This window comes from Pseudomonas sp. FW305-20, assembly GCF_058788075.1.
This window is the reverse complement of the sequence record NZ_JBYTAJ010000008.1, coordinates 169,398-188,825: the sequence shown is the minus strand read 5'-3', so window position 1 is coordinate 188,825 and position 19,428 is coordinate 169,398. Positions and strand designations below refer to the sequence as shown.

18 protein-coding genes and 2 pseudogenes are annotated in these 19,428 nt (G+C 58.5%); 10 read left to right on the top strand and 10 right to left on the bottom strand.

The window, feature by feature from the left end; translation table 11 throughout:
• Positions 1-323 precede the first annotated feature (323 nt).
• Positions 324-833: a YkgB family protein gene (locus AC3WP4_RS09895; protein ID WP_102616004.1), complete on the top strand. Its 510-nt coding sequence runs from the start codon at positions 324-326 to the stop codon at positions 831-833.
• Positions 834-878: 45 nt separating this feature from the next.
• Here the strand turns inward: AC3WP4_RS09895 and AC3WP4_RS09890 are convergent, their stop codons facing one another.
• Complete coding sequence (locus AC3WP4_RS09890) at positions 879-1,724, bottom strand: AraC family transcriptional regulator (RefSeq protein ID WP_102616003.1); 846 nt, start codon at positions 1,722-1,724, stop codon at positions 879-881.
• Positions 1,725-1,749: 25 nt separating this feature from the next.
• Positions 1,750-3,423 carry a tetratricopeptide repeat protein gene (locus tag AC3WP4_RS09885; RefSeq protein WP_102616002.1) on the bottom strand — a complete coding sequence of 558 codons (1,674 nt, stop codon included), beginning with the start codon at positions 3,421-3,423 and terminating at the stop codon, positions 1,750-1,752.
• 237 nt (positions 3,424-3,660) lie between these two features.
• Here AC3WP4_RS09885 and AC3WP4_RS09880 point away from each other — a divergent pair, with 237 nt between their 5' ends.
• The 4 genes and pseudogenes from AC3WP4_RS09880 to AC3WP4_RS09865 all read left to right on the top strand — a co-directional run bounded on the left by AC3WP4_RS09880 (position 3,661) and on the right by AC3WP4_RS09865 (position 7,202).
• Entirely contained in the window at positions 3,661-4,023 is a 363-nt protein-coding gene (locus AC3WP4_RS09880) for a hypothetical protein (RefSeq protein ID WP_102616001.1), read from the top strand.
• 153 nt (positions 4,024-4,176) lie between these two features.
• A pseudogene (locus AC3WP4_RS09875) lies at positions 4,177-4,750 on the top strand (chorismate mutase).
• 144 nt (positions 4,751-4,894) lie between these two features.
• Positions 4,895-5,323, top strand: coding sequence for a nuclear transport factor 2 family protein (locus tag AC3WP4_RS09870; RefSeq protein WP_102616000.1), 429 nt, complete (start codon positions 4,895-4,897; stop codon positions 5,321-5,323).
• A gap of 163 nt (positions 5,324-5,486) precedes the next feature.
• Complete coding sequence (locus AC3WP4_RS09865) at positions 5,487-7,202, top strand: amidase (RefSeq protein ID WP_102615999.1); 1,716 nt, start codon at positions 5,487-5,489, stop codon at positions 7,200-7,202.
• Between the two features lie 19 nt (positions 7,203-7,221).
• Here the strand turns inward: AC3WP4_RS09865 and AC3WP4_RS09860 are convergent, their stop codons facing one another.
• The 3 genes from AC3WP4_RS09860 to AC3WP4_RS09850 all read right to left on the bottom strand — a co-directional run bounded on the left by AC3WP4_RS09860 (position 7,222) and on the right by AC3WP4_RS09850 (position 9,717).
• On the bottom strand, positions 7,222-8,244 hold the full coding sequence (locus AC3WP4_RS09860) for a sterol desaturase family protein (protein ID WP_102615998.1): 1,023 nt from the start codon (positions 8,242-8,244) through the stop codon (positions 7,222-7,224).
• 79 nt (positions 8,245-8,323) lie between these two features.
• Positions 8,324-8,713 (bottom strand): c-type cytochrome, encoded by a 390-nt coding sequence (locus AC3WP4_RS09855; protein WP_102615997.1) that lies wholly within the window; start codon positions 8,711-8,713, stop codon positions 8,324-8,326.
• A gap of 38 nt (positions 8,714-8,751) precedes the next feature.
• Positions 8,752-9,717, bottom strand: coding sequence for a GlxA family transcriptional regulator (locus tag AC3WP4_RS09850; RefSeq protein ID WP_102615996.1), 966 nt, complete (start codon positions 9,715-9,717; stop codon positions 8,752-8,754).
• Between the two features lie 105 nt (positions 9,718-9,822).
• Between AC3WP4_RS09850 and AC3WP4_RS09845 the strand changes: the two genes are divergently transcribed.
• Both AC3WP4_RS09845 and AC3WP4_RS09840 read left to right on the top strand, forming a co-directional pair.
• Positions 9,823-10,392 (top strand): acyl-CoA thioesterase, encoded by a 570-nt coding sequence (locus tag AC3WP4_RS09845; RefSeq protein WP_074878069.1) that lies wholly within the window; start codon positions 9,823-9,825, stop codon positions 10,390-10,392.
• Between the two features lie 71 nt (positions 10,393-10,463).
• Positions 10,464-10,586, top strand: a pseudogene (locus AC3WP4_RS09840) (DUF7693 family protein); the annotation flags it as partial.
• Here AC3WP4_RS09840 and AC3WP4_RS09835 read toward each other — a convergent pair.
• Positions 10,570-11,844, bottom strand: a complete 1,275-nt coding sequence (locus tag AC3WP4_RS09835; protein ID WP_102615995.1) for a glucarate dehydratase family protein — start codon at positions 11,842-11,844, stop codon at positions 10,570-10,572. The pseudogene AC3WP4_RS09840 and the gene AC3WP4_RS09835 sit on opposite strands and share 17 nt — an antisense overlap.
• Positions 11,841-13,205 (bottom strand): MFS transporter, encoded by a 1,365-nt coding sequence (locus tag AC3WP4_RS09830; RefSeq protein WP_074878073.1) that lies wholly within the window; start codon positions 13,203-13,205, stop codon positions 11,841-11,843. Before AC3WP4_RS09830 ends, AC3WP4_RS09835 begins: the two co-directional genes overlap by 4 nt.
• A gap of 107 nt (positions 13,206-13,312) precedes the next feature.
• Between AC3WP4_RS09830 and AC3WP4_RS09825 the strand changes: the two genes are divergently transcribed.
• The gene (locus AC3WP4_RS09825; protein ID WP_074878075.1) at positions 13,313-14,215 is read left to right on the top strand and encodes a LysR family transcriptional regulator; all 903 of its coding nucleotides are present in this window, start codon (positions 13,313-13,315) and stop codon (positions 14,213-14,215) included.
• Between the two features lie 286 nt (positions 14,216-14,501).
• Here AC3WP4_RS09825 and AC3WP4_RS09820 read toward each other — a convergent pair whose 3' ends face one another.
• On the bottom strand, positions 14,502-14,837 hold the full coding sequence (locus AC3WP4_RS09820) for a hypothetical protein (protein WP_102615994.1): 336 nt from the start codon (positions 14,835-14,837) through the stop codon (positions 14,502-14,504).
• A gap of 435 nt (positions 14,838-15,272) precedes the next feature.
• Here AC3WP4_RS09820 and cls point away from each other — a divergent pair, with 435 nt between their 5' ends.
• Positions 15,273-16,568 carry a cardiolipin synthase gene (cls, locus tag AC3WP4_RS09815; RefSeq protein ID WP_256581196.1) on the top strand — a complete coding sequence of 432 codons (1,296 nt, stop codon included), beginning with the start codon at positions 15,273-15,275 and terminating at the stop codon, positions 16,566-16,568.
• A gap of 472 nt (positions 16,569-17,040) precedes the next feature.
• Here the strand turns inward: cls and AC3WP4_RS09810 are convergent, their stop codons facing one another.
• Entirely contained in the window at positions 17,041-17,400 is a 360-nt protein-coding gene (locus AC3WP4_RS09810; RefSeq protein ID WP_074878081.1) for a DUF6124 family protein, read from the bottom strand.
• A 520-nt stretch (positions 17,401-17,920) separates the two neighbouring features.
• Here AC3WP4_RS09810 and AC3WP4_RS09805 point away from each other — a divergent pair.
• Positions 17,921-18,781, top strand: a complete 861-nt coding sequence (locus tag AC3WP4_RS09805) for a phosphotransferase (RefSeq protein WP_102615992.1) — start codon at positions 17,921-17,923, stop codon at positions 18,779-18,781.
• A gap of 15 nt (positions 18,782-18,796) precedes the next feature.
• Here AC3WP4_RS09805 and AC3WP4_RS09800 read toward each other — a convergent pair whose 3' ends face one another.
• Positions 18,797-19,255, bottom strand: a complete 459-nt coding sequence (locus tag AC3WP4_RS09800; RefSeq protein WP_074878085.1) for a GNAT family N-acetyltransferase — start codon at positions 19,253-19,255, stop codon at positions 18,797-18,799.
• Positions 19,256-19,428 lie beyond the last annotated feature (173 nt).

The window sequence follows — 19,428 nt, the reverse complement described above, 5'->3', positions numbered from 1 at the left end:
CGATAAACCATGCCAATCACATAGCACTGATACCAGAAACACATGAATTCGAAATCGGCATGCCTCGCTTCGGTTCCGCGATCGCCTCACGGCAGCCTGCTTGAATGAACACCGTTCCTCACAAAAAACCCTGGCGCACCCTCGAGGCCGGGAAGCCGCCCTTCTCTTTCCAGACCTGCAGTGAGTCAAGACGATCTGCACTGAACGCAATACGTTCAGAAGCCACGAGCGTGGAATCAAAGGCAACACTGTCCTCACTCCCAACGTAAACCGCGTTGGGCTGCTGAATAGCGTTCGTCCCCACACTCCTGGAAGCCTTGATCATGAAAACCTTAAGCATTGAGAACTACAGAACCAACAACGCACCTAACAATTCAACGCTCGGGATTAAAACCATGGCGTTGGGAACCTACGGTGCTTACTTTGCGCTCGCCGTCATTTACTTCTGGTTCGGCGGCATGAAGTTCACGCACTACGAAGCACAGGGTTTGGTCCCGCTGGTGAGCAACAGCCCTTTCCTGGGGTGGGTTTATGACATTTTCAGTGTCGATACTTTCTCCAGTTTGCTCGGCGTTCTGGAGGTCTCGATCGGTGTGCTGATTGCAGGTCGCCTGCTCTCACCCAAGTTTTCATTGATCGGTGGCGCGTTGTCTGCCGGATTGTTTTTCACCACCTTGAGCTTTATGTTTTCGACGCCTGGCGTGATTGAACCCGGCCTGGGTTTTCCAGCTATTACGGTTGCGCCGGGTCAGTTTCTCCTTAAAGACATCGGGTTGCTTGCCGCTTCTGTATTCGTGGCCGGCCACTCTCTGACTGAGCTGGAAAACCGTTAAACCGATGACTCACCTCCTGGAATGGCCTGAAGCAGTTCAATGCTTTCAGGCCATTGCCCCATCACCCTCTCCTGCCAAATCTTTCATCCAGTCCCGAGGGCTGTAGCCCGTCTTGCGACGAAACGCGCGGGCCAGCGCCGAAGGGCTTTCATAACCGACCTCGGCCGCGATGAGCGTAATCGGGCGCCCTTCACGCAGGCGCTTCTGCGCCAGACTGATACGCCAACTCAACAGATAATCTGCCGGGGTCTGCCCTATAACGGCCCGGAAATGCACGGCGTAGGCAGCGCGCGACATGTTCGACTCGCTCGCAAGGTCTGCAACCGACCAGGCCCTATCCGGTGCGTTGTGCATCTGCACCAGCGAGCGCGCCAGCCGCATATCGGCCAGTCCAGCCATCATTCCGGTCCGCAACTGGTGATGGTCGAGCAGATGCCGAAACAACAAGATGATCAGTAGTTCGAACAAGCGATCCAGTGCTGCCTCCCTGCCACAATGTGCGCCTGCCGCCTCACTGAACATCCATTTCAGTGTATCGGCCAGCAGCGGTAGCTCATCCAGGGACAGCACCAGACAATCGGGTAACGAAGCGGACAACGGGTTATCGACCCCGCCCTCAAACTTCATCGACGCACACAAGAGCCGAGCCCCCTCGGGCTCACCGGCGAACAGTTGATGCCGACTTGGGCGTGGCAGAAAAATCAGACTGGGTTGGGTGAGCAGCAGATCCTTGCGATCAGCCCCCTGCAACGTGACGCTACCTGCCTGCAGCAGGTGAATATGACCGCGCTGGTCAGCGCCATCGTATGACGCCATGCCGCAAAGATTGCCGTTGTAAAACAGGTTCGCGCGCACGCCGAACTGCGACAACAACGTAGACAAACGATCCATAGGCAACCTCCGGCGCTTTCGAGCATCACTGACAACACCCCGCCACAACCCGACAAAAACACGAGGCTTTGATTTCCACATCCGCCCGGGCCATGGCCAGAGCAAGGCGCGTCTGGGCGGCAGCCGCTTCGGCATCCTGGCCCAGCCGTTTCAGGCATTCCACATAACCGTGCAGACTCCACACATTGTCCAGATGCCAGGACGCACGGCTAAGTGTGTTGTCCAGGCCCAGATCGGCTCGATAGGCCTGCAACGCTTCTTCTACCCGGCCCTGCTCCAGAAGCAACGCGCCCAATGCATGCCTGACCGGTTGCATCCAGCCCCATGGTTCGTCGTAAGGCAGGTTGTCATCCAGAGACAGTGCCTGGCGCAAGTGGGCGAAGGCGTCGTCGTAATTGCCCTTACGGTACTCGATTTCCCCCCGCAGCATGCCTGCGGCAACCGCCAGAATGTCGGTGCATTTATTGTTGAAGACGTAGCGTGTGTCCGGCACTCGGGTCCAGGCTTCGAGGAATAGACGCTGTTCGGCTTCTGCGGCGGCGATATACCCGGTGGCCGCATGCGCCACGCCTCTGGCGTAATGCAGCATCGCCGTGGTCACGCAGTACAGCGCCTGATCGTTCGGCAGCGGCGTGGCGAGGATGTCCTGCCATTTGCCGAAGCGGATCTGCACGTGGACCTTCATCGACACGAAGCCTTCCAGCCAATCGGCCATGGGCGGCTGCTCCACGCGCAGCAGTTCTTCCCTGATGGTCGACATCAACTGATCGGCGGCTTCCAGGGCCGGTTGGTATTGCCCGAGGAACATCGCCGAATAGAGTTTGAAGTGGTAGTTGTGGCATCGATACAAGGTGTAGAAGTTCAGTGGCCCTTCCTGTTCGAGGTATTTGCTGTCGGCCAGAATCGCCCGGCTGTTGGTGACCATGGCCCCACGGTAATCACCGCAGAGTACGTCGATGTGCGACGGCATATGGCGCAAATGCCCCGCATCCGGCACCAGGTCACGCAGGACATCGCCGGCGCGCAATGCCCGTTCCGGGTAGGGCGACATTTCCAGGGTGTGGACGTACATGTGCAGCACGCCGGGGTGCGGCGCATTGCCGTGCTGTTCCATCCGCCGTAAGGCCCGTTCCAGCACGTCTACCGTTTCAAGCGTGTCGGCGCCCGGTGCCGGTTTACCGGTTTTCAGGTCCCACAATTGCCAGGGTGTGCGGTCGATCATCGCCTCGGCAAACAGCGCAACCACATCGGGATCTTCGGGAAAGGCTTTGTAGACCTCACGCATGGACGCGGCGTAGGCATCGTTCCAGGCGAAGAGTTGGTCGAGGCTGCTGGCCTGATCGGCCTGGTAGCGTTGTTCCAGCGTGCGGATCAGCGCCTGTTCCACCGGGGTTGCGCCGTCGATATGCACCAGCGCGGCTTGCGTCGCCCGTCGCGCCTGAGCCACGGCCTCATTCAATTCCTGTTCGATGAAGGCATCCCAACGCTTGTTGTAGTTGGGGCCCGAAGCGTAAGCGATGCCCCAGTAGGCCATCGCACAATCGCGATCGTGTTCGAGCGCCTTGTGGAAACAGCGTATGGATTCGTCGTGGTTGTAGCCGTAGCACCAAACCAAGCCACGATCGAACCAGCGCTGGGCCTGCGGCGAGTGGGTCGTCACCGGGCGGCTGTAGGTGCCCAAATCGTAATAGTCGTGCATCGCTTTATCCTCTCGACCAGAGCAGGGAACCTCGCAGGCAATCCTTGCTGACCTGACGAGCCTCGACAGTTCAAGAGGTCCAGCATACCCCCGCGGTTCTGGCTGAGCGGCAGAGCCGACGACAGGAGGATCATTGCCGGCATCGATAGTCACCATCAATTCAATGAAGTTCTCATAAAAAATCCGCGGCGTAACATCAGCCCCAGACCCAACAACTACACCCCGGAGCACACCATCATGAAACGCCAAATCCTCCTCAGCATCGCTTTCTCGGTTTTTGCAGTTAACGCTTTCGCCGCTACCTCTGCTCACCCGGTTGTCGCTGAAGGCGGCTCGGATCGTCTGATTGAAAGTCGTGTGGCCGAGGGTGGTTCGGATCGTCTGATTGAAAGTCGCGTCGCTGAAGGTGGCTCGGATCGTCTGATCGAAAACCGCGTTGCTGAAGGTGGTTCGGATCGTCTGATTGAAAGTCGCGTCGCTGAAGGTGGCTCGGATCGCCTGATCGAAAACCGCGTTGCTGAAGGTGGTTCGGATCGCTTGATCGAGAACCGCGTCGCTGAAGGTGGCTCCGACCGTCTGATCGAAAACCGCGCGGCATAAATGAATAGTTTTACCGAAGCACTCAACGAAAAGCCCGGCCTGACAAGCCGGGCTTTTTCGTGCACAAAATAAATCGATCCCTGCTTAATGCCTCCGCCGCACCTGTGATACATAACACCTGATTGTGAGTCCTGTACCCAATGAGGTTTGCCGATGCCCCGTTCCCCACATTTACCGCAACTGCTGATCTGCGCTGTCCTCGGTTTACTTGCCAACAGCGCACAGGCCAGTGCGCCCTCCCCCGGCGCCCGATAGCTTGCAACCGCTGCTGGTGACGTTGAACGAGCGCCTGAGCATTGCTGATCTTGTGGCGCTGACCAAGTGGGACAGTGGCAAACCGATCCAGGACAGTGCCCGGGAAGCGCAGGTCATCGCCAACGCCAGGAAGCTGGCCGTCGAGCGCAAACTGGACCCGGACGAAGTAGCCGAGTTGATCGCCGCACAAATTGAAGCCAACAAGCTGGTGCAGTACGGGCTGGTGGCTCAATGGCGAGCGGCCGGCAAGGCGCCAGACACACCGCGGCCAGACCTCGCCAATCAAATCCGGCCACAGCTCGATGAACTGCAAAACCGCCTGTTGCAGCAATACGCCGCCTTCGCGCCCTATCGCAAAGACCCGCAATGCGTGAACTGGCTAGCCAAAGAACGATCCCGCCTGGTCAACGACGGTCTGCATGGTCAGGCACTGATACGCGCCACCGGTGAACTGTGTGTCGCTGCTCAGTGACTTTAAATATGGTCTTTAAAAAGAAGCCCGGCCTGATCAGCCGGGCTTCTTCTTTTTTGTGAGCTACTTTTAGTGCATCCGCAGGGTCGCAAGTCGGCCTTGGCGGCACTATTGAATCTCACATGGCCAACCATCGGAGTTGAAATGTCTGAACTGAACCTGCATCCCAAAGCCGCAGAATCCCTGAACCAATGGCACGACATGATCACCAAGAGAGACTTGAGCGCCTTGTCCGATTTGCTGGACCCACAGGCGATTTTCCGTTCCCCGATGGCTCACACGCCTTACCCGGGTGCAGCCGTAGTCTCGATGATTCTCAACACGGTGCTCGAGGTATTCGAGGATTTTGTCTACCACCGGGAACTGGCGACCGCAGACGGGTTGAGCGTCGTCCTGGAGTTCAGCGCCAACGTCAGCGGAAAAGCGTTAAAGGGCATCGACATGATCCGGTTCAACGAACAAGGAAAAATCGTTGAGTTTGAGGTGATGGTCCGCCCCTTGAGTGGCCTGCAAGCCTTGGGCGAGCAAATGGGGCAACGCCTTGGCGCTTACCTGGCGGCCAGCAAAGCCTGAAGACGTTGCATCGCCGTGGACGATGCCTCTGTTCCCGGCTTGGTGTTAAATAGAGCGCGAAAAGCAGCGCAACGAGAACACCGATGATTACCCATTTTGAGATTAATGATGTCCCTGAGCCCAACATTCATCGCGTCGCCCATCAGCAGACGGTGGTAACAGCATGATCGAGGTCACCGAAGTTTCCATTGCCGAACTGCGGGCTGCGCTCGAATCGGGTCGAACCACTGCGGTTGAGCTGGTCCAGGCCTATCTCGCTAGGATCGATGCCTACGACGGTCCCGACACGCCCACCGCCCTCAACGCGGTGGTGGTTCGAAACCCCGAGGCGCTGAACGAGGCGCAGGCCTCCGATGCTCGTCGGGCCAAGGGCGAGACGCTGGGTCCGCTCGATGGCATTCCTTATACGGCCAAGGACAGTTACCTGGTGAAGGGGCTCACCGCCGCCTCCGGCAGTCCCGCCTTCGCGAACCTGATCGCCTATCGCGATGCGTTCACCATCGAACGGCTTCGCGCTGCTGGCGCAATCTGCCTAGGCAAAACCAACATGCCGCCCATGGCAAACGGCGGCATGCAGCGCGGGGTCTACGGTCGTGCGGAAAGCCCGTACAACGCTGACTATCTCACCGCTCCCTTCGCCTCGGGTTCATCGAACGGCGCCGGTACGGCAACGGCCGCCAGCTTCGCGGCATTCGGTCTCGCGGAAGAAACCTGGTCGAGCGGACGCGGCCCTGCCTCGAACAATGGTCTGTGCGCCTACACGCCTTCGCGCGGGGTGATTTCGGTGCGCGGCAACTGGCCGTTGACGCCGACGATGGACGTTGTCGTGCCGTTTGCCAGAACCATGGCCGACCTGCTCGAAGTGCTCGACGTGGTGGTGGCCGATGATCCCGACACCCGTGGCGATCTGTGGCGGATGCAACCCTGGGTGCCGATTCCGAGTGTCGCCTCGGTGCGCCCCGCGTCCTATGCCGAATTGGCGGTGAAGCCCGATGCTCTGGCAGGAAAGCGCTTCGGCGTGCCGCGCATGTACATCAACGCGGATCCCGAAGCGGGCACGAGCGATGCGCCTGGCATCGGTGGTCCGACGGGGCAGCGAATCATCACCCGCCCTTCCGTGATCGGGCTCTGGGAAGAGGCCCGCAAGGCACTCGAAGCCGCTGGCGCCGAAGTCATCGAAGTCGATTTCCCGCTGGTCTCCAATTGCGAAGGTGATCGCCCGGGTGCGCCGACCGTGTTTACGCGGGGCCTGGTGTCCAAAGAGTTTCTGCATCATGAACTGTGGGACCTGTCGGCCTGGGCGTTCGATGATTTTCTTCGGGCCAATGGCGATCCCAAGTTGAACCGCCTGGCCGATGTCGACGGACCGCTGATTTTTCCCCACGATCCGGGCACGCTCCCCAACCGAGAGGACGACCTTGCCGCAGGCATGGACGAGTACGTGAAGATGGCCGAACGCGGCATCACCCCGTGGGACCAGATCACCACGCTGCCGGATGGGCTGCGCGGACTTGAACAGACGCGTCGGATCGATCTTGAGATCTGGATGGATCGGTTGAGGCTCGATGCGGTGCTGTTTCCGACGGTGGCCGACGTGGGGCCGGCGAATGCCGATGTCGATCCGAAATCTGCGGATATCGCGTGGAGCAACGGCGTCTGGGTCGCCAACGGCAACCTCGCCATCCGGCATTTGGGCGTCCCCACGGTCACCGTGCCGATGGGCGTCATGCCGGACATCGGCATGCCCGTCGGGCTCACGTTTGCCGGTCGTGCCTATGACGATTCGATGCTGCTGCGCCTGGCTTCGGCGTTCGAGTCGATCGGTTCAAAACGAATGATTCCGCCTCGCACCTCTCCCTTGCCGGTTGGCCAACAATAGAAAGGGCGGGATTGGGGTGTTACACGCCCCAATCCCGTCCAATGGTTGAACGTCTGACGGGAATCTTGCGGGCGATGTCGACAAAGGGCGTGACGATCAGGCTATAGAGCGTCAGGTAACGGTCGTGGTCCTGTTTGCCGGTGCCGAACTGGATAGGCTCGGGCGTCGAGTGCGTGACGTAGAGCGTACCGAACATCCAGTCCCAGAGTGACAGGTTGATACCGAAGTTCTTGTTGAAGTGTCGGGGCGCGTCACTGTGGTGAATCTGGTGCTGCGCCGGGCTGTTCAGCACATGCTCGACCACGGGGCCGAAAGACAGCCAGACATGGCTGTGACGCAAATTGGCCGCCAAGGCATTGAAGATCAGGACCATGTAGGTCACGCCGAACAAGGTGTACCGGCTGATCTCCCCGCCGCAGGCGTACCAGAAGACACCGGCAAAAGCGCCGAGGCAGACGATGTCAGCCAGTTTTTCGACCATTTTTTCCACGAAGTGAATCCGGCTTGCCGTCGCCGGCACCAGGACGGACGCGGAATGATGGACTTTGTGAAACGCCCACAGATACCGGGAATGAAAGGCGCGATGGCACCAGTAATGGATGAAGTCTTGCACCAGAAACACGCCGAGCCCGTAGAGCAAGGAAAGTGAGAGGTTCTCCCCCACCTGCGCGCGCGCGCCCCAAAGATTGTTGAAAAACGAGATGTAGTCGCCGGAGCGCAGGACGTATGGATCGACCAGGCCAACAATGGGCAGCACCAGCGCGATCTTCAGGATGCCCCGCACGAAGTAGTACCGGTAATCCAGCAACGCCGAGGGATGAAAATGAACCCGGTGCCCGCCGATGAACTGCCAGAAAGAACGTGAGTCGGTCAGCCCGCGATATTTTCTGAAGCGGTACAGGTTGTAGGCGATGCCGTAGGACACGCAAAGAAACACGATGCTGAAGCGGCCGTTCAGATCGAAAATGCCAAGAAACTGATTCGTGACTGGCTCGATCACCCACTTCAACAGGCTGTCATACAGAAACGCGAGTAAATCCATGAACGGCTGCCCCAGCGCCAAAAGAGAAAAATTGTAAATCAGATCGCAATCAGCGGGTGTTCCGCGCCTGGCGAAAGCCCTATTGCGGCTGAAACGTCTGAAGATACGCCAACAGGTTGTCGATCTTTTCCGGGTCGCTGAGGCCCCAGAAAATCATGCGGGTGCCGGGCACCACTTTTTTTGGCGCTTCAAGGTACGCGGTCAGCGTTTCGCGGGTCCAGACAATACCGGCTGATTTCATCGCATCGGAATATTGGTAATCCGTGGTGCTGCCCGAAGGGCGTCCAAAAACGCCATTGAGCTGCGGCCCGAATGAACCCCGCGCCGACTCCCCAACCTGATGGCAGCCACCGCATATCCGCTTGAACAATGTTGCACCCGCCTCAGCATCGCCGGCCGCTTGTGCCTGCACGCTGAATAATCCTGCATTGAGCATCAGCGCGAAGGTGAGTACGGCGGTTTTCTGCATGTTCTGCTCCCGATCATCTGTGGCTTGGCGCCAGTGAATCAACTCGCACCCGCTTGAAACTTCTTCCTGTAAGCCGCCGGCAGCAAACCCACTCGTTGGCGGAACAGTCTACGGAACGAATTGCCGTCTTCGTAGCCCACGGCATAAGTGATGCTGTCGAGTGTCATGCGGGTGGATTCAAGAAGTTGCTTGGCCTTCTCCAGACGCAGGGTTTGCAGGTAGGTAATGGGCGTGTAACCGGTGGCCTCCTTGAAACGCCGTTTGAAGTTCCTGACGCCGAACCCGAACCGCTGGGCGACGTCATCAATCAGCAGCGGCTGTTCGAAGTGTTCCTCCAGCCAGTGTTGAACCCGCAGGATGTCGCCGTCCCCATGGTTCTTCGGCAATGACCACATGACGTACACCGATTGCTCGCTGCGCACAGCATCGACCAGCAAGTATTTGCTGCACTTTTGCGCCAGTTCCAGTGAAGCGAACCGGCGCACAAGGTGCAGCAAAAGATCCATGGAGGCACTCGCGCCCCCGCACGTGATCACGCGATTGTCCTCGCAGAGGATTTGCGCTTCCTCCAGACAGACCTCGGCATACCGACGACGAAACAGGTCTGCAAAGGCCCAGTGCGTGGTGGCACGAACGCCGTCCAGAAGGCCCGTTTCAGCCAGCATGAACGCCGCCGTGCACATCGACGCCACCACGGCACCCTGCGCATGTTGTTGACGCAGCCACGGCCCATAAGCTGAAAAGGCCGGCAAGGCGTCTTTCAGGGTGAAGAGGAATCCGGGGATCAGCACCAGATCGGTTCGCGGGATCTCGGCGGTGGACCGGTCCACGCGCAATGCCTGCCCTCCCCACGCGGCGACATCACCCCCGTCAAGCGAGGCGATGACTACGTCAAAAGGCGCGCCGGCAGTATCTGCAAACAGGTTGGCGGCGCTGAGTATTTCCAGGGCCATGGTGGCGCTGGCGGCGGAACATTGATCCGCCAGTAAAAGCGTGACGTGCATAAATGATCCTAATGCGCTTTTCGCATGGAAAATGTCATTTGCGCACCTACCTTAGCCGATCTTTCCTGCCTAAAGTGCACCGGTCATTCAATCCTCGGCGTACTTATGAATCTCTGGTTCCGACTTTTCCTCATGCTGTTCCGTCGTCCGTGGCGCAAGCCCGTTGACGCTTTGGCCACCACTGTCGTCCACATGCGCGTCTGGCCGCTTGATCTGGACCTCAATCGACACGTTACCAATGGCCGGTATTTCACCTTGGCCGATATTGGACGCATGGATTACGTGTTGCGCAGCGGCGCATTCCGGGTGGCGCTGCGCAATAAGGCTGTACCCATCGTCGGGGACACCTGGGGCAAGTTTCGGCGTGAGCTGAAACTGTTCGAAGCGTTCGAGATTCACACCAGGATGCTTGGCTGGGACAACAAGTGGAGCTTTATGGAGCACCGCTTCGTGAGCAAGGGACGCGTGGTCGGTGTCGTGGTGATGCGGGGGCTGTTCCGCTCTGCCAAAGGCACGGTGCCCCCTGGCGAGTACGCCCGGGAACTGGGCTTGTCTGAACAATCGCCGCCGATGCCGACATGGCTGACAGACTGGTCGCAAAGCTGCAACGACATGAGCCGTGAGCTTCGAGAGGAAGAAGGTCAGCCTGCCCGGCGCCCGCAGACCGTCGCCTAATGCTGCTCACTTAAGCGCGGCGTCCACAGGTCTAGCTCGACTGAAGAATGTCTTAAGTGACCAGTATTACTGACGGTCACCAGGGCGCGCTCGACCGTTGGCAACGTTACGGCACTGGCCCGGTCAGTTTGCTCAGTACCTGGGAGCTGGCGCAGATCGAGCGTTTGCTGAGTGAACTCAAAAACGCGGTTTGAGCGCCTTCCACTCCGGCTTGTAACGCTGCATCTGTTTCACGTCATCACGCTGGCGAATGCCGCACGTCAGGTACTGGTCGTGCAGCTTGCCCAGTTGATCGTGATCCAGCTCCAGGCCCAACCCGGGCGCGCGGGTGATCTTCACGCAGCCATCGACGATGGGGATTTTGCCGCCCTTGATCACTTCTTCATCCGGCTCCTGCCACGGGTAATGCGTGTCGCAGGCGTAATCCAGATTGGGTACCGCGGCGGCGACATGCGCCATCGCCATCAGGCTGATGCCCAAGTGCGAGTTGGAATGCATCGATACGCCCAAGCCAAAGGTCTCGCACATTTTCGCCAGCGCCTGAGTGTCGCGCAGACCGCCCCAGTAATGGTGATCGGCGAGGACGATCTGCACACTGTTCAACGCCACGCTGCGGCGGAACTCATCGAAGTCGGTGACCACCATGTTGGTCGCCAGCGGCAGGCCAGTGCGCTTGTGCAGTTCGGACATTCCCTCGAGGCCCGGCGTAGGGTCTTCGTAATATTGCAGGTCGTCGCCCAGCAGTTCGGCCATGCGAATCGAAGTTTCCAGCGACCAGTTGCCGTTCGGATCAATGCGCAACGGGTAACCGGGGAACGCCTTTTTCAGCGCCTTGATGCACGACACTTCGTGCTCCGGCGGCAACGTGCCGGCCTTGAGCTTGATGCTCTTGAAACCGTTGGCCTCGATCATGCGCCGCGCCTGGGCGACGATCTGTTCTTCGTTCAGCGCCTCGCCCCAACTGTCGGGTTTGTAGGGCGAGTCGACGTGCTGGGCGTACTTGAAGAACAGGTAGGCGCTGAACGGAATCTCGTCGCGAATCGCACCGCCCAGCAAATCCACCAACGGCACGTTCAACGAGTGCGCCTGCAAATCCAGGAACGCCACTTCGAACGCTGAATACGCGTTGCTCACCGCTTTGCTGGCATGGGAGCCCGGCGCCAGTTCCGCACCGGCAATGCTCGCCGGTTTGTTCGCCGCCACGGTGGCCTGCACGATGCGGCGCAGGTGATTGAGGTTGAACGGATCGAGGCCGATCAACTGGTCTTGCAGTTGCTGCTGGATCAACAGCGCCGGGGCGTCGCCGTAGCTTTCACCGAGGCCAATGTAGCCGTTGTCACTTTCAATCTCGATGATCGAGCGCAGCGCAAAAGGTTCGTGGATACCACTGGCGTTGAGCAGCGGCGGATCACGGAAGGCGATTGGGGTGACGGTGACTCGTTTGATTTTCAAGAGGCTGCTCCCTTTGAACCTGAACTCAAGGCTTGATGACGGATGGATTTTTCAGGCGTTGCAACGTCGCCACGCGGTGCGGTGCGAGCGAAAAAGATCACCACGGCCGCGACCAGTGACGTGGCCGCCAAACCGTAGAGGCCGCCTTCGATGGAGCCGGTTTTCTGCTCCAGGAAACCGAACGCCGTCGGGGCGACGAAACCGCCGAGGTTGCCGATGGAGTTGATCAAGGCGATTACCGCCGCGGCGATGCGAGCGTCCAGATAGCCTTGCGGAATCGGCCAGAACAATGCCGAGGCGGCCTTGAAACCAATGGCGGCAAAACAGATGGCGACGAAGGCGAAGATCGGCCCGCCGGTGGTGGACATGAACATGCCGAACGCGGCGATCACCAAGGTCAAGGCTACCCAGGCTTGCTGGTGTTTCCATTTGCTGGCCATGGCGGCGAAGCCATACATCGCGATGATCGAAATGATCCACGGAATCGAGTTGAACAGGCCGACCTGGAAGTCGCCGAGGTTGCCCATTTTCTTGATCATGCTCGGCAGCCAGAACGTGGCGCCGTAGATGGTCAGGGCGATGGAAAAGTAGATGAAGCAGAACAGCGCGATTTGCTTGTCGGCCAGCAGTTTGAACATCGACGGCTTGACGGTTTGTGTGGCTTCGCGGGCCTGTTGTTCCAGGGCGATAGCGTCAACCAGTGCGTCCTTTTCTTCGGCGCTCAGCCATTTCGCCTCGCGCGGATGGGATTGCAGCCAGAACCAGACAAATCCGCAAAGCACGATCGAGGCAAAGCCTTCAATCAGGAACATCCACTGCCAGCCATGCAGGCTGAAACCGCTGACGTTCAACAGCGCGCCAGAGACGGGACCGGAGATCACCGAGGCAATGGCCGAACCGCTGAGGAAAATCGCCATGGCCTTGCCGCGTTCGGTCGACGGCAGCCATTGGGTGAAGTAATAAATGATGCCGGGAAAGAAGCCCGCTTCGGCTGCACCGAGGACAAAACGCAATACATAGAAGCTGGTTTCGCCGCGCACAAAAGCCATCGCCATCGCCGCCGCGCCCCAGGTGAACATGATGCGCGTCAGCCAGGCGCGAGCGCCGTAACGTTGCAGCAACAAGTTGGAGGGGACTTCGAAGATCGCGTAACCGATAAAGAACAACCCGGCGCCCAGGCCGTAGGCTGCCGCGCCAATGCCGAGGTCGGTTTCCAAGTGGCTGCGCACGAAACCGATGTTGACCCGGTCGATGTAGTTGACGATGAACATCACCACGAACAGCGGCAGCACATGGCGCTTGACCTTGGCTGCGGCGCGGGCGAGCACGTTCGGGTCCGGCGGACTCTGGAGGGTATTCAAGGGGCGACTCCCGATCATTGTTTTTTTAGGGGACGAGCCGATCATGGACGCGCACATTGATCCCGTCTAATCTAACTTGGCATTCGATTGATACCTGGATTAGATCAATGTTCGAACTGACTCAACTGCGCTGTTTCACCACGGTGGCGACCGAACTGAATTTCCGCCGGGCCGCCGAACGGTTGAACATGACTCAACCGCCCCTCAGTCGACAGATTCAACTGCTGGAACATCACCTGGGTGTCGAGCTGTTCACCCGCACCACCCGCAGCGTCGCCCTGACCGCCGCCGGCCGCGCCTTCTTCATCGAAGCGCAGAACCTGCTGGAGCGCGCCCAGCAAGCCGCCGTCACCGCCCGCCGTTTTGCCGAGGGCGACATCGGCTCGGTCAACATCAGCTTCGTCGGCAGCGCGGTGTATGAATTCCTGCCCAAGGTCATCGCCGAAGCGCGGCTCAAACAGCCGCAGGTGAAAATCGACCTGACGGAGATGAACACCTACCAGCAGCATGAAGCCCTGCGTGCGCGGCGGATCGATCTGGGCATCGTTCGAGCGCCGTTACTGGAGCCGGGTTACGCCACCGAATGCCTGGTGCGTGAACCGTTTGTACTGGCGGTGCCGAGCAGTCATCGGCTGGCGAGTGCAGCAACCGTGTCGGTCAAAGACCTCGATGCGCAACCGTTCCTGATGTACTCCCACGCCGCCTACCCGCCGTTCAACGAACTGCTGACCGGCATGCTCCGCTCTGCCCGCGTCGCCCCGGAATACGTGCAATGGCTCGGTTCATCCTTGACCATCCTGGCCTTGGTCAATGCCGGCATGGGCCTGGCCCTGGTGCCTCGCTGCGCCACCAGCGTGGTGTTCAAGAACGTGGTGTTTCGCGACATCGATTTGGGCGAAGGTGTGCAGAGCGAGCTGCATTTGATCTGGCGCGAGAACAATGACAACCCCGCATTTGCGATGTTGCTGGAGGGCATTCGAAGGGCTGTGCGCGAGGGCTGGGGTGTTTGAGTTTGTCCGGTAGGAGTTGATGCTAAGCGCGAAAAAATCGGGTTCCGAAGCGAGGTAAATGAGGTCGAGGTTTTTGCGCTTGATGCAAGAGAATATCGAAAACTGAGGTGTTGAGTTTAGGCAGCGGAGACGATGGTCACTGCTGCCTCATTGGACTATTTCGTGCTCACCAGCTCCCATAACAGAATTCCAAACTTCTCGATGAGCGTCGCGATCATCCAAACTCCAGCAACGAAAAAGCCCGGCTAAACCGGGCTTTTTCGCGTCAACAGGCAGAGCTCTGCGCTTACTGAACGTTCTTCAGCTTGACCACATCACCAGAGATTTTAGTGGTGTAACCGGTCAGGACCCACGCCCAGAACCAGTTTTCCTGCACCTGAGTGTTGATCATCGCGTCACCGCCCTTGGCTTTGATCGCCGCGTTCTGAGCGCGAACAAAACGGTTGTTCTGCTGGATCGGGATCATGCCGAACAGCAGCAGGCCAGTGGCGCTCGCTTCGCTGTGGCCCAGGACGGTGTATTGGCTGCTTTCATAATGCTGGGTGTTCATCGGCGTGCCGGTGCAACCCGCCAGAACCAGACCGAACAGGGCAACAGCGACAACTTTACTGAGGTACTTCACTGAAAAACTCCTTGAGATGTAGCCCGGGATCCATCTCTCGGGCGGCGCACACTTTAACGGACGCGATGGCCAATTGGTATCTTCTACCGCCGCTATTCCGCAGTGGCTTTCGACCAAACTGCGTGAGTGAACAGTCGACCTCCGCTCCCGAAGCACGGGCAGCTCTCGGCCAAAAGCAGTTTCTGACAACGAACCCGGCTCTTGCGAAGTGGTCCAACCAACTGATGGCATCGCAACTGATCACAGGCCTTGGGGCCTGGTTCGTTCAAAAGCGAAGCTTTGCTATTCAGCGCGCTATCACCGTCCTCGCCAAGAGGGGCCCTGATGAATCTTCTAACCCGATGCAAAGGTGCATGCATTGCTCTAGTGCTAGGCCTGGTTGTGCTCCTGACCTTTGTGATCGGCTCCAGTGTTTTGCCGAGGATAGTGCCGGACATGGCCCTCGCGCCCTCTGCGCCCGTGCAACTCGACGGGATAAACGGACCTCTGTCAGCGGAACGCAGCAAAGCCATCATCGACCGACTCAAGTCCACCGGCGCCGAGACCAACATCTTCGATGTGCACCTCGCCATCGAAGAATCCATCTCCGGTAGCCCGCTGACGGAAGGCAACAAAGTCGACTTGCTGCAGGACGGTCCCAGCACCTACCAGTCGATGATCAAAGCCATTGAAGCGGCGCGTGACCACATCAACATGGAGACCTACATCCTCGAAGATGATGAAGTCGGTCAGCGTTTCGCCGCCGCACTGATCGCTCAACAAAACAAAGGCGTACAGGTCAATCTGATCCGTGACAGCGTCGGAACCCTTAGGACACCCGCAGCGTTTTTCACTCGATTGACCGAAGCGGGCATCAAGGTTCTGGAATACAACCCAATCAATCCGTTGACGGCCAAAGCAGGCTGGGACGTGAACCAGCGCGACCACCGAAAGCTGCTGATCGTGGACGGTCGTATTGCCTTTCTCGGCGGGATCAATATCAGCAGCGTTTATTCGGGGGGCTCACTCAGCGCGAGCTCGAAGACGCGTCCCAGTGGTGATTTGCCCTGGCGCGATACCGACTTGCGCGTCGAGGGGCCGGTGGTTGCAGAACTGCAGAAACTGTTCATCGCAACCTGGACTGCGCAGAAAGGTGAACCACTCGCGGCTCGCGACTACTTTCCACCACTGGAGCGCAAAGGCAGCGAAGTGATTCGTGCCATCGGCAGTTCGCCGGATGAACCGTTCAGCCAGATCTATGCGACGTTGATTTCGGCGCTGCGTAGCGCGCAGACCGAGATATGGCTGACCAACGCCTACTTTGTGCCCGATCCGCAGTTGTTGGCGACACTCAAGGAGGCGGCAGCACGTGGCGTCGACGTCAAGCTGGTGCTGCCCGGCAGCACTGATTCCTGGCTGGTGTTCCATGCCGGACGCGCGAACTACACCGAGCTGCTGGAGGCCAATATCAAGCTTTACGAACGCCGTGACGCGCTACTCCACGTCAAGACAGCCGTCATCGATGGCGTGTGGTCGACTGTCGGCTCCACCAACCTCGACTGGCGCAGCTTCGTGCACAACGATGAAGTCAACGTCGTTGTGCTGGGCACCGAATTTGGAAAAAAGATGCAGGCGGCCTTCATGGCTGACCTGGCCAAGTCCAACGAAATCACGCTGGAAAATTGGCAGCGCCGCCCGCTCGCCTTGAGAGCCAAGGAGCAGATGGGACGGCTCTGGGAATACTGGCTGTAAGTCGAGTCGCGCGGTGGCGAATGAGCAACGGAGCTCTGTGTGTTGCGCAATGGAATTGCCAGTAAAGGTGCAGTACCGTGTGGTTGTAACGCCACATTTCGCAATCCATTCAGGTTGAGAGGTGGAAACTCATGAACAACATCATCTACATCGTCGGGCTAGTTGTGGTAGTCGTGGTTATCCTGTCGTTTCTCGGGTTTGCATAGAACCTTAAACCGTCTCCTAATGGCAAGGCTGTGCCCCGCATCGCGCGGCACAGCTTGGTCGCGCCTGGCCTTCTTTCGCTTGCCAAATGGCAGAAAGACCTAATCCAACACACTGCCTAAAACACCCCCCTGTAGGAGCAAAGCTTGCTCGCGATAAACGATGACGCGGTAGCCCAGGCCTGACACCAAACCCAATCACCGGTCAGCAATGACAACCACGAAAGCTGTGGCGAGGGAGCTTGCTACCTCACCACAGCAGGCCGCCGTTACGCAGGCGGCTCAATTTTATCCAGCAATCGGTTTGCCGTGATTTCAGCCACCATGACGCTGTTGGAAATGCCCAACAGGGAATAGCGCGAACAACCCTCCAGGAGGTCCACCAACTCGTGGACCATCACATCGATCGAGGCCAGGGTTTCGACCAGAAAAACCGCCAGGGTTTCGGTCGTGGCCTCTGGGTCCACGGAAAACAGGGTGCTGCAGGTTCGCGGGGTGGCTTTGATGTCGGCAATCGACGGGAAGTGGAAGTTGAGGGCGCGCTCGGCGGCCTCGTTGAGTTTTTTTGAATCGGATTCGTACGGGGAGACCGGATCGGTGTCCGGCGGGTTGGGTGTGACCTTGAACATAGTGAAACTCCTAGAGAAATGGAGCTGCCACCATTCGCTGCGAAACGAAAAAAAGGTGGCAACTGTACGCGGGTTCGCAGACCAGGACTCTAGGAACCCGGCAGACCCTAAGGTCTCCCACGCACAGCCGCCATGACACGAATGACAGACCTAATGAAGCGTCTGCTCACGGACGGTAGACGTTGTGCGTCTAGAGTTTGCCCGGGCTGCGAAACCCGGTCACTGATGGGCAGTGACACGAATCAAGTTACCGAGCGGCCCCAAGGCACACAAGCCGGCGGATTCTGGCGCAGCCGTAGGCAACGGCGCAAGGTCTTGTGGCTTTCAGGAAGTAACCTTGAACGCGTTTAAACACGCATCCTCTGCCGATGTTTAAAAATCTGACACACGCTTGAAGTAAGTCCCGGCGATAAAAAACCAACCTGGTGAGTAAGGGTCCGCAGCGTCCTGCCGATAACGACAAAGCGTCGCGCTCGATTGCCGGCGTTATATGGACCCAAAGCATTAGCAGGGACTTTGCATGCGCCACCTCAAACACCTTACTGCCCCTCTGAATCAGCAAAAAATTGCCGGCGTCACCTTCCATTTCGATCCGTCTGATCAGAACGAACTGGTGACCGTGCTCCAGCGTTTTTTTGCCGAGCCGGATCAACATGCATTGCTGGATATTCCCGAGGAAACCCGCAGTGTGTTCCTGCTCGAAGGCGAGCGTAAATGGGTGTTGAAACACAATCGCCTGATTCACTGGAAAAAGCAGCTGCAGAATTTCCTGGGCCTCAAGCGTGTGTTCGGGCTGCATGACCTGACCAACGAATTCATCAACCTGTCCGTTGTGTCCGCCAAGTCGGAGTCATCGCCCCGAGTGGCTGCATTCGGCTACGTCGGGCGTTTTCCTTTTCTCAAGGAAGAGTATTTGCTGGTCAGTTTTTTTGACAATCATTGCAGCGTCGATGATCGACTGATCAGCCACCCCGAACAGGCGCAAGCGCTGCTGTCGGACATTTTCCACCTGTTCGGGCAGACGCTGGTCGAAGGGTTTGTGCACATGGACCCGCACCCCAAGAACATCCTGATTGGCCCCGAGGGCAGGCTGCGCTTGATCGATTTCGAATGCTGCGCGCATTCGGTGCTGGAACACGACTTCAGCCTGGGTTTTCTGCTGGGTTACTTCTATCGCTTCTGGTTCAACAGGTTCATATCGGTTGAAGACTACAACGCGTGCTGCGAACGCTACCTCACGCATCAGCACCCAGCATTGAACCGCGACGTTTTCCAGGCGGTGTATGAACGTTTTCGCGACCGTGATGTTTCCCGCAGCACCCGTTACCGCATCCTCACGTGCCCCAAGGCCCAAGCTGAATTCCTGCACGCGTTGGTGTAACCGACAGCGGTGGGCTCAACCTTGTTTCAAATCGAGGCAGTAGGTGTAGTAACCCGTATCGCGCACATAGCCCAGGGATTCATACAACCGTTGCGCGCCGACATTGTCCGTGGCGGTTTCCAGCACCATGCCTTTTGCACCGGTCAACAATGCGAAGGCTCGCGCTGTGTTCATCAGCAACGTGCCTACGCCCTGCCCTCGGGCGGCAGGTGTTGTGAACAGGTCGCCAAGCAGCCAGGTGCGGTGCGCGTCGATGGAGGAGAACGTCGGGAACAACTGGACGAAACCCAACGCGTCACCGCCGGGGGCCTGGGCGAAGAAGATCGCAGATTCGTCCCGGGCAATGCGCTCGGCAATGAAGTCGCGAGACTGCGGCAGGTTCGACGGCTGGCCATAGAAGCCCCGATAGGCGTCGAACAGGCTGGCGATTTTATCGAGGTGGGTTGCGTCGGCGCGCAGGGCCTGGATGTCCATGTTGATCGTTTCCTTGCGGATTGAATTGATGAGCGGGAAAAGGGAAAGGTAGATTAAAAAATCGCAGCCTGCGCCAGCGCCTACAAGGGCGACGAGGTCTTGCTCGGCAGGTAACGCGCCACATAAGGGGCCAAAAGCGATCTGCCAGGAGGCTGACAACCCTGGGTTCCTGT

Coding starts and splice junctions, on each gene's coding strand:
- AC3WP4_RS09800 (WP_074878085.1), bottom strand. CDS start 19,255: ATGGACATCCAGGCCCTGCGCGCCGACGCAACCCACCTCGATAAAATC.
- AC3WP4_RS09890 (WP_102616003.1), bottom strand. CDS start 1,724: ATGGATCGTTTGTCTACGTTGTTGTCGCAGTTCGGCGTGCGCGCGAAC.
- AC3WP4_RS09885 (WP_102616002.1), bottom strand. CDS start 3,423: ATGCACGACTATTACGATTTGGGCACCTACAGCCGCCCGGTGACGACC.
- AC3WP4_RS09880 (WP_102616001.1), top strand. CDS start 3,661: ATGAAACGCCAAATCCTCCTCAGCATCGCTTTCTCGGTTTTTGCAGTT.
- AC3WP4_RS09870 (WP_102616000.1), top strand. CDS start 4,895: ATGTCTGAACTGAACCTGCATCCCAAAGCCGCAGAATCCCTGAACCAA.
- AC3WP4_RS09855 (WP_102615997.1), bottom strand. CDS start 8,713: ATGCAGAAAACCGCCGTACTCACCTTCGCGCTGATGCTCAATGCAGGA.
- AC3WP4_RS09805 (WP_102615992.1), top strand. CDS start 17,921: ATGCGCCACCTCAAACACCTTACTGCCCCTCTGAATCAGCAAAAAATT.
- AC3WP4_RS09865 (WP_102615999.1), top strand. CDS start 5,487: ATGATCGAGGTCACCGAAGTTTCCATTGCCGAACTGCGGGCTGCGCTC.
- AC3WP4_RS09850 (WP_102615996.1), bottom strand. CDS start 9,717: ATGCACGTCACGCTTTTACTGGCGGATCAATGTTCCGCCGCCAGCGCC.
- cls (WP_256581196.1), top strand. CDS start 15,273: ATGGCCCTCGCGCCCTCTGCGCCCGTGCAACTCGACGGGATAAACGGA.
- AC3WP4_RS09860 (WP_102615998.1), bottom strand. CDS start 8,244: ATGGATTTACTCGCGTTTCTGTATGACAGCCTGTTGAAGTGGGTGATC.
- AC3WP4_RS09845 (WP_074878069.1), top strand. CDS start 9,823: ATGAATCTCTGGTTCCGACTTTTCCTCATGCTGTTCCGTCGTCCGTGG.
- AC3WP4_RS09895 (WP_102616004.1), top strand. CDS start 324: ATGAAAACCTTAAGCATTGAGAACTACAGAACCAACAACGCACCTAAC.
- AC3WP4_RS09825 (WP_074878075.1), top strand. CDS start 13,313: ATGTTCGAACTGACTCAACTGCGCTGTTTCACCACGGTGGCGACCGAA.
- AC3WP4_RS09810 (WP_074878081.1), bottom strand. CDS start 17,400: ATGTTCAAGGTCACACCCAACCCGCCGGACACCGATCCGGTCTCCCCG.